The following is a 14,821-nucleotide window of genomic DNA, read 5'->3' as shown; positions in this document are numbered from 1 at the left end:
GTCGTGACATGCACAAGAAGGCGTTTCCGCTTCATCTCGCCTCGATGATCAGCTCGCTCGCCACGCCGTTGAGCTCGACGACGTTGGGCGAATCCTCGTCCACATGCACGCCCGCGCCCACGATCGTGCGCGTGCGCAGCCCGCGTGTGCGCACGGCGAGCGGACGGTCCTTCGGCACCGTGATGCGCGAGGTCGCGGACAGCTGGTTGACGTCGACGCGGCCGTCGAGCGACAGGCATGCGATGTCCATGTCGAGGTTGCAGTTCACCTCGACGTGCGCGTGCACGTCGTCGAGCGTGAGCCGCTGCGTGCGCACGTCGAGTTCGACGCCGGCGCAGTCGAGGCCGTGCACCTCCACCTCGTACGCCTTCGCCGCGCATTCCATCGTCGTGACGTAGCGCAGCGGCACCGACAGCACGACGGAGACGTCGTCCTTGGCGAGCGTCTCGCTGATGCCCGGGCCGCGGTTGACGACGACGTCGAGGCGTTTCGGGCGGTCGTCAATCGAGACCTTGAAATGCCGCGCGAGCGTCGCAACAGTATTCGACACGACGCGCACGCGCAGCTGTTCGCCGTCGTAGCCGCGGACCGTGCACGCGTAGAGCGACCCGCAGTCGATGTCGAAATGCTTGGCCTGCCCGATGTCGTAGTTCGTGACGCTTTCGTAGCGGTATTCGCCGGCGCCGCCGGCCTGGTCGATCGCGATGCCGAGCAGCGCGTCGACGCTGACGGCGAACACGTCGGCGAGCGCGACGAGGTTCTCGAGTTCGGGGCGGCCGGCGCCGCTCTCCCATTTGGAGATCGCCTGCCTGGAGACGCCGACGCGGTTCGCGAGCTGCTCCTGCGAGAGTCCCGACTGCCTGCGCAGGTCCTTGAGTTTTGTCGTGAAATCCATGGATGTCTTATTCCTTTTCTTGCATTTTCTTGCATTGCCGTGGTGTTGGAGTGCATTGGCGACATATATTGTTTTGTCTCGGCATGGGCGCGGCCGACGTCGCTCACCGGGTGATGAGCGCATAGAGCAACGTGGATTTGCCGGCGCCCGACGGTCCCATGATTGCCGTGACGTCGCCGCGGCGCATGTCCAGATCGAGGCCGTCGAGCACCTTCTGGTCGCCGCCGGCGCCGGCGAAGGTCTGCGTCAGGCCCCGGGGCGCCGATGATCGTCGATCCGGGCATGCGCCCCTCGGCTTCGGCGCGCCGCGGCTGCGCAGTGCGCTGCTGTGTCATCGTGGCTTCCCATCTGCTTGGCGGGAATGCCCTGATGGCGTTCCCGTATCGACGGCTCCACGCTAGAGGGGCGATGCGCGGCCGTTCCAGCAACGGACACCGGCACATGCGCCCGCGGGCGCAACGATGCGTAGCATCGGCGTCATTGCAACGTTTGCAACGCCTCGTTCATCATTGCGACGTCTCGTTCACCACTGCGACGCTCTGCTCACCACTGCGGGGTCGACGGGTCGACGGCGCGCGACGCGGCCGGGTGCGTCCCTTTCGTCGCTCCCGCGTACAGCGCGACGGCCGAGGTCGGCGCAAGCGTCACCTGCACCTTGCCCTTGCGCACCTTCACGGTCTTCGAGCAGTCCTCGACGGCGTAGACGTCGCAGTACTCGCCGTCGGGCATCGTCGTGGCGAACTCGTGCGTGACCTCCTTTGCGCCGTTGTTGAACGCGACGAAGCCCTTGTCGCCGCGCGAGAACGCAAGCAGCGACGAGTCCGGCTCCTGCAGATCCTCGACCTTCATGCCGTGCACGTAGTTGTGGAACGCGATCATGCCGCGCGTCGGCGTCCAGCGCTGCTGGCAGTTCCAGTCGCCGCCGGCGGCCGCGCACGCCTCGTCGAAGTCGACGGCCGGCACCGACGTGTCGGTCGCGCCGGGAGCCCCGGCGTCGCGGTCGGCGAAACGGTAGTCGGAGAGCAGCCGCGGCGTGCCGTAGTCATAGGCGAGCAGGAACGCGTTCGCGAGCGCGTAGAGCGCGCCGTCCTTGTAGGTGATCGCCTGACCGGGGTTGCGCGCCGTGTCCCAGTTCGTCACGAAGACGTTCGCGTCCTTCGAGGCGATCGCGAACTTGTTGCGGCCGGTGTCGCCGAGGCGTTCGCCGAGGTCGGCGAGCGCCGAGACGTCGCCGCGCAGCGCCGAGTTGAGGTTGGAGACGTAGGCGAACTGCGTGACGGAGCCGGTGTTGAGGTAGTTGCGCGGCTGGATTCCGGACGCCTCCGCGGCGTTGCCGATGACCTCCTGGATCCAGTAGATGTCGTCTGGATCCTTGCCGACCTTCTCGGCCATCTGCGTTTTGACGGCCTGCATGTCCTCGGCGCTGATGTGCTTGACGGCGTCCATGCGGAATCCCTTGACGCCCATGTCGTAGAGCTTGGCGAGGTAGTCGGTCTGGATGTCGCGCACCTTGTCGCTGGACGTGTCGAAGTCCCACATGCCGCTCAGGCGCCCCTCCTGCACCTCCTGCTGGTCCATGTACCCGGAGATGCTCGCGCCGTGCTCCCAGTCGTGGAAGTCCTTCGCATCGACGCCCTGCGGGTACTGGTCGTGGCCGCCGGTGAAGGCCGGGTATGCGCCGGTCGTCGGATCGTACTTCGAGCCGGCCACGCCCTCCTTCCATCCGCCGTCGTGCGCGGCGCCGGTCGTCTGGTTGAGCACGACGTCGGCGACGATGCCGACGCCCGCGGCAGCGCACGTGTCGATCATGTCCTTGAATTCGGCTTCGGTGCCGAGTTTCGAATCGAGCCTGTAGCTCACCGGCTGGTAGCTCGTCCACCACTGCGTGCCCTGAATCGACTCCTGCGGCGGCGAGACCTCGACATAGGCGACGCCTTCCGGACCATAGGTGTTCGTGCATTCCTTCGCGATTGACGTCCACGGCTGCTGGAACGCGATGACCTCGACGTCGGTGCGTTTCGGCGTCGCCGTGCTGCCGGTGTCCTTTGCGCCGCACGCCGGCGCCGCCGCGACGACGAGCGCCGCGCATGCGCATGCCGCCGCCGTCCTGATCGACGCCCCGCGCCTGTTCCCGTATGCCATGTCGACCGCCTTTCCTCCCGCCGTCGACCTCGACGACGTCGCACCCACTCTAGCGCATGGCCGTGCATGGCGCGTCACATCGCCGGCAGGCGGATGGATATCGATGGAAGGAGAAAAAAGATGATTGATGATCGATATAGAACATCGATACCAAAAAGAGGAGGAAACCCGCTGTGGGTTTCCTCCTCCCCTGTCATCCGCGCTTGTCATCCGCGCTGCGTCGTCATGCGCGCGTCATCGGCGTGCGGATGACGGCCGAATCAGTTACGCGTCGCGCGCTTTGAGGCGAGCAGCGTGACGCCGGCGAGCGCCAGAGCGGCGATCGCCGCAAGCGCCAGCGCGATCGACGAGCCGGTGCTCGCGATGTCCGCGGGGGTCGTCGTCGCGTCCGACGGCGTCTGTGCGCCGTCCGCCTCAGGCTTCACGGCAGGCGTGGCGTCCGGCTTGCCGGCGTCGCCGGGCTTGTCGGTGTCGCCGGGATCGTTAGCGTCGCCGCCGTCGGCGCGTTCGAAGACGGCCTCCACGTAGACGGCTTCGCCCGGCATCGCGAAGGTACCGTCGGCGCCGACCTCGACGCCACCCTTCGTCACCTTCCAGCCGGCGAGTCGGTAGCCCTCGTCCGGCGTCGCGGTCAGCGTCACCGTCGTGCCGGGCGCGACATCCTGCATGCGGTCGGCGCTCGCGGTGCCGCCGATGCCGGCGGTGACGTGCACCGGGAACATCGTGTTCGCCACGCGCCACAGCTGGGTGCCGTAGAACGGGTTGGCGGTGCCGATGAGCATATGGTCATCGGTGTTCACGAAGATGCGCAGGCCGTGGTTGAAGGGGTCGCCGAAGCCGTCGTCGGCGACGGTCGTCACGTTGACGCCGCCGTCGGCCTGTTCGCTGATCTCGAAGAGGTTGAAGCCGCGCTTCGATTTGGCCAGATACGGCAGCGACTTGAAGAAGGCCTTGAGGTTGTTGACGCTGAGCAGCTTGACGAGCGTCTCGTAGATCTTCTTGAGGTTCTCAGGCATCTGCGGCGCGGCGGCGAGCAGCTGCTCGGTCTCCTCGTACATCTCGGCGAAGTCCTCAGAGGCCTTCTCGTCGAGCTGCGTGCCGAGCACGGTGAGCAGGTCGTTCGCCTGCAGCATGCGGGCGGCGGACTCCTCGTCGTTCAGGCTGCCGGGGACGATCGAGCCGTCGTTGATGCCGTCGACGAGCGCCTTGCGCTGCGCGTCGCTCAGCGTGACGTGCTGCGCCTCCTCGTCGGCGTCGTCCATGTCGGCGAGCGTCGCGGCGTTCAGGCGCGCGTCGGCGGCCTTGACCGCCCAGTCGACGAGTGCGTCGGCGTCGTCGGAGCGCGGACGGTCGTCGTTCTGCGCAGTGTCGCCGTCCTCGGACGCAAGCGTCGCAGCGGACGCCGTGTCGCGGTTGAGGATGAGCTCGACGAAGGTGCGCAGGTAGTGGACGGTGTTGTTCCAGTCCTTCTCGCTCATGTTGAGGATGTCGCCGTTCGTGAACTGCGCGATCGGCTCGAGCAGCGTCGTCGTGTTCATCGTCGACAGGTACATCTTGCCCTCGTGCACGGTCGTCTGCCACGTGTACTGGTTCATGTGGTTGCCGTATCCAGAGCCCAGGCCCGTTGTGCCGCCGTCGGGGAAGGTCTCGTTCGGGTCGCCGACGAGCATTTCGACGTTTTCGTCGGCGTCCATGCGGTACAGGTTGATCGACTGTTCGAGGTTCGTCGCCTGCGTCACGAAGTTCATGCGCAGCGCGAAGCCCTGCAGCGCGCTCGAGACGTCGTTGTAGTCGCCGATGTACAGGTGGTCGTTGTAGATCTGCAGCGTGCACGCGCCGGCGCTCACGCGGCTCGCGTCGAGGCCGAAGGTGTACTTCGCGCCCTTCGACTTGTCACCGACGAGCGGACGCCACGTCCAGTCGGCCTTCTCGGTCGGGTCGCCGGAGTTCTCACCGACGTAGATCGCGAAGGAGCGCACGGTGCCGGTCTGCTCGTTGCGTGTGTCGACGCTGCCGGTGCACACGACGACGTACAGCTTGCCCTTGAATTCGAGCACCTGGTAGATGCCGCCGCCACCGTTGACGTCGGAGCGGTGGATCGCCGGGAGGTTGTCGAAGCTGGCCATGTCGGCGATGACCTTGTAGGAGCCGGGCTCCGAAGGCGTGTTTGACGCGACGAGGTAGGCCGCGCCCTTGCCGTCGGCGGTCGGCTTCAGGTCGCCGGCGATGAGCGTGTCCTTGAACGAGCCGATCGCACGCGTCGACGTGAACACGTTCTGCTTGACAAGTTCGCGGAAACCGGCGGCGTCGACGCTGTCGTAGACCTTCGTCAGCTTGTCGCCGTTGGCCGGGTCGACCTCGTAGATGCACGGGAAGCCGTTCTGCATCGCCATCGCCGTGCCGATCTCCTGGGCGGTCAGGTCCTTGTTGTTCGTGTCCATGACCATGCCCTCGAAGTACAGCTTGCCGTTCATCTTGAACGCGCTGCGGAAGGTCGGGATGACGCCCTTGCCGCCTTCGATGCCTTCGGACTGGGACATGAGGATCTGCGTCTCGCCGGTCTTCACGTTGAATTTGAACAGCGTGCCGCCGGCGCTCTTGCCGTCCGGCTCGCCGAGGTACATGTTGCCGGCGTAGAGCGTCTGGATGAGCGCGGTCGCCTCCTCGACGCTCATGCCCATGTTGGCCGACAGGCTGCCCTTGAGGATCGCCTGGACGCCGAGGCCGCCGTACATCGTGCCGATGTAGACCCAGTCGCCGACCGATTCGGCGGCGTAGCTGTAGGACTGGCCGCGGTCGCCCTGACCCTTGTCCTTGGCCGAGATCGCACCGTTGCCAACGTAGTCGACGACGCCGTCGGCCGTCTCGAGGCCGTTTTCGGGATGGCTGACCTTCTGGAAGGCCATGCCGTTGCCGGCCGTGTAGACGTTCGTGATGTGTCCATCGAGATCGGTCTCCTGCGCGCCGGCGGGGCCGACGAGCGCGCCGATGAGCACGGCGCATGCCGAGACCGCGCCAATGGCGGCGCGTAGTTTGGTGGTCATTGTTCTCCTCGAAGTTCGCTCGTTGGGGGAAAAGGACGGCGCGGGTGATTGCGCCTACGGCGAACAAGCATAGCATGCCGGGATGCATCCGCAGGCCCTATTCACGCAACGTTTGCTTCCTTGCCACGCAACGTGCCCTCGATGCCACGCGGCGTGTCCGGTGCATGGCCGTGCACGACGGGCGCATACGCGAAAGCGGGCAGACGGACCCGAAGGTCAGTCTGCCCGCTTTTGGTTGCCGTGACGCCGTTCAGGAGGACGACGTCATGTCAGCGTCCGACGCTCAGTGCGAGCGGCGCTCGCGGTTCACCACGAGCAGCACCGCGGCCGCGATGATTGCGACCACCGCGACGACGATGACGATGGCGACCGAGGAACCGGTCGAAGCCATGTCGCTCACCGTGCCGGCGGCGTTCGTGGAGCCCGTGTCCACATGGTCGTTCGCGCCCGGCTGTCCCGGCTTGCCCGTGTTGCCCGGATTGCCCGGCTGGTCCGGGTTGTCCGGGTTGTCCGGCTCGACCGGGTCGACGAGCGCCGACTCGGGGCCGAGCACGAGCGCGCTGTTGGCCGGCACGACGACCGCGTCGCCGTCGTGGACGGCGATCTTCGCGCCGGCGACCGACGCGTCGACGCCCTGCACGGCCTCGTCGGCCTGCGCCGCGGCCTCGGGGGCGTGGCGGTAGGTGCGGCCGTTCGAGACGAGCACGCCGTAGTCGCCGGAGGTGACTCCCGGCAGCGCGACCGCGTCGGCGTTGTTGTTGAGCGCGACGACGTAGGTGCCGCTGTCGTCGGAGATCTCGTAGGCCACGACGCCATCGGCGGACTTGAGGACCTTCGAGTTCTTGGCGATCGCGTCGTAGTCGCCGATGCGGAACGCGGCGGTCTTCTTGCGCAGCGCGATGAGGTCGGCCACGTACTGGGCGTTGTCGCCGTAGGCGGCGTCGTTCAGACGGTCCCAGTCGAGCGCGTTCTTCGAGGCGGCGTTCTTGTAGCTGTTGCCGTCGCCGTCCTTCGAGCGCAGGAACTCCTGGCCCAGCTGGATCTCGGAGATGCCGTTGGCGAGGAAGATCGACGAGTTCGCAAGCTTCGAGGCGGCCACCTTCTGCGCAACCTGGCCCTCGTCGAGTTCGGCGTCGGTCTTGGCGCCGAACATCGAGACGTTGAGCTTGTCGTTGAGCGTCAGGTTGTCGTGGATCTCGACGTAGTTGACGATCTGGTTCGCGTTGTCGTACTTGACGTTGGCGTTGCCGTTCGTGCAGTACGCGCCGTCGAACTCCTCGCCGTTGCGGCAGCCGAGCATGTTGTTGAGAATCAGCTTCTCGGCGTCCGCCTTGCCGGTCGCGTAGCCGGTGTCCTCGTCGGAGAACACCGAGCCCTTGAGGCCGTCACGGATCGAGTCGTTGAAGAACGCGACCGTCGAGTTGTGCGTGTCGAGCTCGTAGGCGTTCGGCTGGATCGACATGAGGGACTTGTCCATCGTCGTATTCATGTCCCAGCCCTCGCCGACGATGACGATCGACGGGTCGAGCGCGTCGAGCGCGGCGCGCACGGCCTTCATCGTGTCGAGGTCATGCAGGCCCATCAGGTCGAAGCGGAAGCCGTCCATGTTGTATTCCTTCGCCCAGTAGGTGACGGAATCGACGATGTACTTGCGCATCATCGCACGTTCGGACGCCGTGTCGTTGCCGCAGCCGGAGTTGGAGACGAGCGAGCCGTTCTGGTAGCGGAAGTAGTATCCCGGCACCGTCAGGTTGAACGGGTTCGTGTTCACGTCGCCGACGTGGTTGTAGACGACGTCCATGATCACGCGCAGACCGTTCTTGTGCAGTCCGTTGACCATCTCCTTGGCTTCGACGATGCGCGTCTTCGGATCGGCCGCGTTCGACGAGTAGGAGCCTTCCGGGACGTTGTAGTTCTCCGGATCGTAGCCCCAGTTGTAGTTGTTGTCGTCGGTCGGCTTCGTCTCGTCGACGCTCAGATAGTCGTACATCGGCTGGATCTGCACGTGCGTGACGCCGAGCTCCTTGAGGTAGTCGACGCCGGTCGCCTTGCCCTCGGAGTTCTTCGTGCCGTTCTCGATCATGCCGAGGTACTTGCCGCGGTTGGCTTCCGAGACGCCGGAGTTGGCGTTGCTCGAGAAGTCGTGCACATGGGTCTCGGCGATGACCGCGTCGGTGTTCTTCGAGAACGGGGCCATGCGCTTGGAGCCCGCGACCTTCGTCTGCTCGTCGGACAGGACGACGGAGCGGCGGCCGTTGATGACCGATGCGCGCGCATACGGATCCGGAGAGTCGTTCTTCGTGCCGTCGGCGAAGGAGACGCGGTAGACGTAGGCGGTGCCCGGGGCGACCGTCTCGGTCGCGGACCATACGCCCCTGTCGCCGCGCTTCATCGCGAAGACCTGATCCTCGGCCGCGTCGGCGGTGTCGGAGGCCTTGAACGTGACGAGCTCGACCTTGGCCGCGGTCGGTGCCCACAGCTTGAACGTGGAGCCGTCCTTGCCGTAGGTCGCGCCGAGGTCGTCGCCGTCGTAGGCGTATTCCTTGTCGAAGGCGTCGGTGCGCACGACGGATCCGGCGACGGCGTCGGCGGAGCCGAAGCCCTCGATCTCGACCGTGTACTTGGCGGTCAGGTCGAGGTCGTCCTTGAGCGTGACCGTGACGACGGTGCCGTCGGTCTTCACGTCGGCGACCGCGAGCTTGTTGCCGTCGGCGTCGGTCACCGTGACGTCCGATGCCTTGACGTCGGCCGGCTTCGTGAGCTTCGCATCGATCGCGTTCTTCTGCGCGATCTCGGCCGTGGAGATGCGGGCGCCGAGCGCCGGACGCGCCGTGTAGACGGTCGGGTCGTCCTGCAGGAGCCACACTTCGGCCTTCGCGGTGCCGTCGTTGCTGAAGACGAGCGCGTCGGCGCTCATCTTGATGTCGCCGTCGGAGCCGTCCTTCTTCTTCCACTCGTCGACGCCGTAGCGGCGCAGCAGGCCGAAGTCGGACTCGCCGTTCGCGGCCTGGTAGGTGTAGTTGGAGAAGGAGGCCTTGGCCAGCTCGCCCCAGTCGTCATGGCTCGTGAACTTCGCGGCGGAACCGTTGCTGTTCGAGTTCCACATCCACAGATCCCACTGCGGGACCTTCGTCTCGGTGTCGCCCGCGTTGAAGTACAGGCCGTCGTTGCGCATGTAGTGGACGGTGACGTCGACCTTGTCCGCCTTGCACTTGTAGTCGGCCGGAGCCTCGGTGAGCGTCGCGTCCGCGTCGCCGGTGCCGTCGACCCACACCTCGACGGTGCCGGTCTTGCTCACGGTGACGTTGCGGTCGCCGCCGAACTTGTTCCAGTCCTCGGTCGTGATGATGAAGCCGAGGTCCTCGAACTTGCCGTCGAAGGTGAGGTCCGCGACCTTGCCGTAGCAGTCCTCGCCGGTGAACGGATGGTTCACGGCCTTCATGTCGGCGCCGGCGGTGTCCTTGCCCCAGACGTAGACGCCGCGGTTCGCGGTGGCCTCATCGGCCGCCGGCTTGTAATGCACGACGAGACGGGTCTGCGCGCCGATCGCCTCCGGGTTGCCTACGCTGAGCGCGCCGTTCTCGACGCCGACCTGCGTGATGCCCTTGGCGATCAGGTAGTTCTTGCCGCCGTTGCTGTCCCAGTCGTTGGCGCCGTCGTTGAAGCAGATCTGGTGCTCCTCGCCCTTGGTGTCGATCGTCTTCTTGTAGTAGCCCTGCGCGTCCGGCCCTTCCATCTCCTCGCCGGGGACGGCCGTCCAGTCGCTGCCGGCGCCATGGTGCACGAAGACCTTGTCCCACTTGTTGGTCGGCTTGTACCAGATGGTCGTCGTCTGGTCGTCCGGCTTGACGGTGGTGTCCGGGATGACGACGTCCGGGGTGCTCGGGTCGACGGCCACGTCGGAGGCCGGATGCGTCGCCTTCGTGGCGCCGCCGTAGATCGCGACGGCCTGCATCGCAGGCACCGTCGTCTTGACCTTGCCGCCGGAGACGGTCACCGTCTTCGAGCAGTCCTGCACGGCGTAGACGTCGCAGTACTCGCCGTCGGGCATCGAGGTCGCGTATTCGGCGTCCTTGTCCTCGGTCGAGTTGTTGATCGCGACGAAGCCCTTGTCGCCGCGCGAGAACGCGATGTTGTTGGCGCCGTCGTCCTGCCAGCCGGAGACCGACGTGCCGTCGACGTAGTTGTGGAAGGCGATCATGCCGCGCGTCGTCGTCCAACGCTGCTGGCAGTTCCAGTCGCCGTCCTTCGTCGAGCACGCCTGGTCGAAGTCGACGTCCGGCACCGAGGTCTCCGTCGCGCCAGGGGCGCCGGCAGCGTCGTCGTCGTACTTGTAGTCCGACAGCAGACGCGGCGTGCCGTAGTCATAGGCGAGCATGAATGCGTTCGCGAGCGCGTACATCGAATCGTTCTTGTAGGTGATCGCACCGTCGTTGCGGGCCGTGTCCCAGTTCGTCACGAAGACGTTCGCGTCCTTGGACGCAATCGCGTTCGGATTCGACGACAGGTCGCCGATGCGCGTCGAGAGGTCCTTGAGTTCGGCGATCTTGCCCTTGAACTTCGCGTTGAGGTCCGACTTGTAGTCGAACTGCGTCACGGTGCCGGTCTCCAGGTAATTGCGCGGCTGGATGCCGGGCGCTTCGCTCGCGTTGCCGATGACTTCCTGGATCCAGTAGATGTCGTTGGCGTTCTTGCCGACCTTCTGGGCCATCTTGTCTTTGATGCCCTTGATGTCCTCGTTGTTGATGTGCTTGACGGCGTCCATGCGGAAGCCCTTGACGCCCATCTTGTAGAGCTTGGCGAGATAGTCGGACTGGATGTCCTGCACCTTCTCGCTCGACGTGTCGAAGTCCCACATCGAGTTCAGGCGGCCTTCCTGCACCTCCTGCTGGTTCTTGTAATCGGAGATGCTTGCGCCGTTGTTGTAGTCATGGAAGTCGGCGGCGGTCACACCTTGCGGATATTGGCCGTTTTCGCCGGTGAAGCCCGGATAGCCGCCGGTCAAGCCGTTGTACTTCGTGCCCGCCACACCGGTCTGCTCGCCTGCAGCGACATCCAAACCGGTCGTCTGGTTGAGCACGACGTCGGCGATGATGCCGACGCCCGCGGCATCACATGTCGTGATCATGTTCTTGAATTCGGCTTCGGTGCCGAGCTTCGAATCGAGTTTGTAGCTCACCGGCTGGTAGCTTGTCCACCATTCGGTGCCCTGGATCGATTCCTGTGGCGGTGAGATCTCGACGTACTTGACGCCCTGCGGTCCGTACGTGTTCGTGCACTCCTTCGCGATCGACTTCCAGGTCTGCTGGAACGCGATGACCTGCACGTCGGTCGCGGCGGGAAGCGCCGTGCTCCCCGTGTCGGCAGGAGCGGCGTTGGCCGCCATCGGCACCGTGAGCAACGCACCCGAGCAGGCCAAGGCGAAGGCCACGCCCATCCCGGTCGTGCGGCGCATCGCAGTGCGGAACTGCTGATTCACCATATGTTTTCCATTTCTCTTTTTCCCTGGCCGGAGGGCTTCGGCGTAGGCATCGCGATGCCGACGTCCCACCCATCCGGTTTGCCAATGTATGCCCGACCCCGCTCGCATGTCATGCAAGGATTTCCGGGGCGTTCGTCAACGAACCGTGCATACGTTTGCAGTGAAATCAACCTTCATCATACCTCAGCCTTGAGCAAAAATCCACCGCGCTGCGCATGCATGGACGATACGCGTCCGCCGCGCCCCTCCCCCACTGGAATCTTGCCACGCGACCAGTACGCTTTCGCCGGCCTACCGTCGCCGCCGCGCACGCGGCGGCGACGTCCTAACCGACGAACGCCCTGTTGTACGCCCCGCAGGACACCTCATCCACATACCGCACCTGCTGGCAGAACATCACGAAGTGCTTATTGATCACATATTGGTCGAGACCCACCGCCATCTCCATCTCCTCGACGAAGGCGGCCTCCCCCTTGGTATAGCCGATCTGATCGGCAAAGCAGGCGAAGGCCTCGGAGGTCCACGGTTCATCCGCTTCCGAAACGGTGCCCTCGACTCCCCTCCACACGTTCACACCGTTGTTCCATAATTCAATCGGCGGCGAATCGGGGTATGCGCCGCAATGCATGGAATATGCCTGCGCCAGCGGAATGGACGCGTCCGGATGCGGCCGGTTGACCACACGTGCCAGCAGTATGATGACGACGATCGCCGCCGCCACGAGCACCCAGATACGTTGGTTCGTCCGGGCAGCCGCCATGGAACGCCTCACGGTCGCCTGCGACGGGGAACGCCTGGAGACGGAATTGGCCGCCAACATGCTGTCGACGTCCACCCCCTGGAACATGCACGGCAATACGTAACCGTCCTCACCGTCGATATGCACACCCCAGGGGTCGTCGCGAATCCAGACGTCCTCGTGCACAGCCGACAGGACACCCGCCCCACGCCGCCTCCCGTGCAACACGCGTACACGAAACGCCGGTACGCCATCGTGCGCGACGCCTCCGGTCAGCACCGGATCGGTCGAGACATCCACGACGATGCCAAGCACATCCAGACCGGCGCCGTCGACGATCACGATATCGCCCAATCTCATGGTTCTGCGCGTCATCCGCCGTCCTCCATTCAGGTCAGTCGCGAGTAGAACACCGTATCGTTGGAGATGCTGCCGGGCTGCGTTTTGCCGTACGGCTTGATGATGAGGTACGCCACCTGCGCCGGTGGATTGGACTCATCGAGGCCGTCGACGGGCAATGTGTTATCGGGTCCCACACGTACCAGCTCCAACGGTTCCCGCACCATGACGATGCCGGCGGAACCGGGTGCGCCGGTCGTTTGGTCGTACGTCGGCTTACGCACCGTCTGCCCGTCGCACGGGGTGTCGTCGGGCTGGGTGCTGCAGTCGATGCGGTAGGTGTATTCGGTGACCATGCGCAATTGCTGCCTGAGCGTTTCCGGTTCCTGCACATCTTGATAGTTGGGGGCCATCAGCGTCGACGTCTGTCCGTCCGGCAGCGGATTCGCATCCCCCATCCGCGCGGTGTCCAGCGCAAGAGGCCAGCGTTGTCCCTCGACCTGCGGAGTGATGACTACGCAGGTGACGCCGTCCTTCAGGCACCATCTGCCGCGGACGTTGTCCGGATCGAATTCATCGGTCCACGAGCTGACCTCCCCGGAATTATCGGATGTCGTCGTCGACGCATCCGCAGGCATCGGCTCATTCGACGCCTGCCCATCCGGAGAGGTGCCATCGCTTGACCCGTTCTCGCCGAATGATCCATCCGCACTGCGAACGTCGCACATGATGCGACCGTCGAAATCGATGCCGCACCGGACTTCGATCCCCATCACCGACTGCCAGGGCAACGAGACCAACTGCCCGGGATTCGTCACGAGGTTCCCAATGGAGGCGTCAATCAGCGCCCGCCATAGCGTTACCTCATTGGCACCCGTGTCCTCCTCCCCCATTGACTCAAGCATGCACCCCAACGTCGCCGAATCCAACCCATCGGCGCTTGGGGCAACCGTTGCGTATTGCACGCCAAGCCCTGTGCTGATCGTCTGCAGCCCTCCGCATCTCCTCAAGAGCTTCAACGCATATGAGTCAGCGTCGCCGACGAGACCATCCAGCCGCTCCTGACGCTGCCGTTCGGCCGCTTGCTTCCGATGATGCTTCGCCAGAACCCCTGCACCCATCACAATCGCAACGACGCACACGACCGCGACGATCCACCGTATGACGGCGCCGCGCCGCCTCCTCCGGCCCAAGGCCCGCTCCTCATCAGGAGTCATGCCCCTGCGTTCCACGCCGGCTTTCGCCAGCAACCTTGCCACACTCTCTCCTTGATAGGATTCCGGCAGCGCATATCCGTCCTCGCCGTCGACGTGCACCCGCCATGGATCGTCATCGACCCAGATCTGCGCCCCCGTCGGCATAGACGCCCCATCGGCACGACGGACGCCACGCAGTACGCGTATTCCGTATGCCCAGCGGCCTTTGGACGCATCCCCCACCCCGCCGGTCTTCTCGCCATCTCCGGAAATCTCCGTGACGATACCAAGCGCGTTGACGTCACTCGTGTCGACGACGACGATATCGCCGACCTCCATGTTCCTACATGCCATCATCCGCCTCCATCGTTTTATCTTTTATACAAGATAGAAAGATAATGCAAGCATAGATTCCACACCGCCGCCCAGTCAACTCGGCACGCGGATCGCGCAGCGCTCCGGCGCGCCCGAATGTTGCTCCATCTTGGTAGAAAGATATTAAAGTATTTCGCACGGAAGGACGCTAATGGCCGAAGTCGTCACGATGAAGATCGGGCCGAGGAAGATCCTGGACTACGACGAATACGACCCCGACGACCAGCCGATCACCGCCATCGGCTGGGAGCCGGGCCTCACCCAGGAGGAGGTCTGGAGCTGCAGCGCCGGATGGTGGAAGCTCGAGCCGGGACGCGCGGTGCGCTGCGACATCGGCATCGTCCTCAATCCGGACAACGTCGTCGTCTGCGTCGCCAAGATCAAAGGCATCGTCAAGCGCGAGGACATGCGCATGTGGTTCCTCGGCGACCTCGCCGGCGAACGCTACGACCCATGGATCGGCAAGACGCTCGAACGCAACGACTCGAAGAACCCGATCGCCTATTTCGATGAACGCGCGATCATCCCTCCCGAGGCCGTCACCGGCGAGACGGCCACACTCAACAGCCGATAGAAGGCGGCCCCACCGCCCGGGACACGCAATGAGGC

Annotated in this window: 8 protein-coding genes; 1 reads left to right on the top strand and 7 read right to left on the bottom strand. The window is 64.8% G+C overall.

Annotated elements, in window-relative coordinates:
- Positions 1-31 precede the first annotated feature (31 nt).
- The 7 genes from BcFMB_RS06825 to BcFMB_RS06795 all read right to left on the bottom strand — a co-directional run bounded on the left by BcFMB_RS06825 (position 32) and on the right by BcFMB_RS06795 (position 14,176).
- Positions 32-895, bottom strand: coding sequence for a helix-turn-helix domain-containing protein (locus tag BcFMB_RS06825; RefSeq protein WP_198405404.1), 864 nt, complete (start codon positions 893-895; stop codon positions 32-34).
- Between the two features lie 103 nt (positions 896-998).
- Positions 999-1,106 carry an ATP-binding cassette domain-containing protein gene (locus BcFMB_RS09865; protein ID WP_269467033.1) on the bottom strand — a complete coding sequence of 36 codons (108 nt, stop codon included), beginning with the start codon at positions 1,104-1,106 and terminating at the stop codon, positions 999-1,001.
- 332 nt (positions 1,107-1,438) lie between these two features.
- The gene (locus BcFMB_RS06815) at positions 1,439-3,037 is read right to left on the bottom strand and encodes an alpha-amylase (protein ID WP_024541392.1); all 1,599 of its coding nucleotides are present in this window, start codon (positions 3,035-3,037) and stop codon (positions 1,439-1,441) included.
- A 260-nt stretch (positions 3,038-3,297) separates the two neighbouring features.
- Positions 3,298-6,081: an InlB B-repeat-containing protein gene (locus BcFMB_RS06810; RefSeq protein ID WP_099721363.1), complete on the bottom strand. Its 2,784-nt coding sequence runs from the start codon at positions 6,079-6,081 to the stop codon at positions 3,298-3,300.
- 283 nt (positions 6,082-6,364) lie between these two features.
- A complete protein-coding gene (pulA, locus tag BcFMB_RS06805; RefSeq protein ID WP_099721362.1) occupies positions 6,365-11,563 on the bottom strand; it encodes a type I pullulanase in 5,199 nt (1,732 codons plus the stop codon).
- Positions 11,564-11,888: 325 nt separating this feature from the next.
- Positions 11,889-12,677: a hypothetical protein gene (locus BcFMB_RS06800; RefSeq protein ID WP_024541394.1), complete on the bottom strand. Its 789-nt coding sequence runs from the start codon at positions 12,675-12,677 to the stop codon at positions 11,889-11,891.
- 14 nt (positions 12,678-12,691) lie between these two features.
- Positions 12,692-14,176, bottom strand: a complete 1,485-nt coding sequence (locus BcFMB_RS06795; RefSeq protein ID WP_198405403.1) for a hypothetical protein — start codon at positions 14,174-14,176, stop codon at positions 12,692-12,694.
- A 187-nt stretch (positions 14,177-14,363) separates the two neighbouring features.
- Here BcFMB_RS06795 and BcFMB_RS06790 point away from each other — a divergent pair, with 187 nt between their 5' ends.
- On the top strand, positions 14,364-14,786 hold the full coding sequence (locus tag BcFMB_RS06790) for a hypothetical protein (protein WP_024541396.1): 423 nt from the start codon (positions 14,364-14,366) through the stop codon (positions 14,784-14,786).
- Positions 14,787-14,821: the final 35 nt, after the last annotated feature.

The sequence above is a fragment of the Bifidobacterium choerinum genome, assembly GCF_002761235.1.
GTDB classification, from domain to species: Bacteria; Actinomycetota; Actinomycetes; order Actinomycetales; family Bifidobacteriaceae; genus Bifidobacterium; species Bifidobacterium choerinum.
The sequence above is the reverse complement of the archived record's forward strand: the minus strand, read 5'-3'. Positions and strand labels throughout refer to the sequence as shown.

What these genes read in the sequence shown, in the direction of transcription:
- BcFMB_RS06825 (WP_198405404.1), bottom strand. Translation starts at nt 895, where the DNA reads ATGGATTTCACGACAAAACTCAAGGACCTGCGCAGGCAGTCGGGACTC.
- BcFMB_RS06815 (WP_024541392.1), bottom strand. Translation starts at nt 3,037, where the DNA reads ATGGCATACGGGAACAGGCGCGGGGCGTCGATCAGGACGGCGGCGGCA.
- BcFMB_RS06810 (WP_099721363.1), bottom strand. Translation starts at nt 6,081, where the DNA reads ATGACCACCAAACTACGCGCCGCCATTGGCGCGGTCTCGGCATGCGCC.
- pulA (WP_099721362.1), bottom strand. Translation starts at nt 11,563, where the DNA reads ATGGTGAATCAGCAGTTCCGCACTGCGATGCGCCGCACGACCGGGATG.
- BcFMB_RS06800 (WP_024541394.1), bottom strand. Translation starts at nt 12,677, where the DNA reads ATGACGCGCAGAACCATGAGATTGGGCGATATCGTGATCGTCGACGGC.
- BcFMB_RS06795 (WP_198405403.1), bottom strand. Translation starts at nt 14,176, where the DNA reads ATGGAGGTCGGCGATATCGTCGTCGTCGACACGAGTGACGTCAACGCG.
- BcFMB_RS06790 (WP_024541396.1), top strand. Translation starts at nt 14,364, where the DNA reads ATGGCCGAAGTCGTCACGATGAAGATCGGGCCGAGGAAGATCCTGGAC.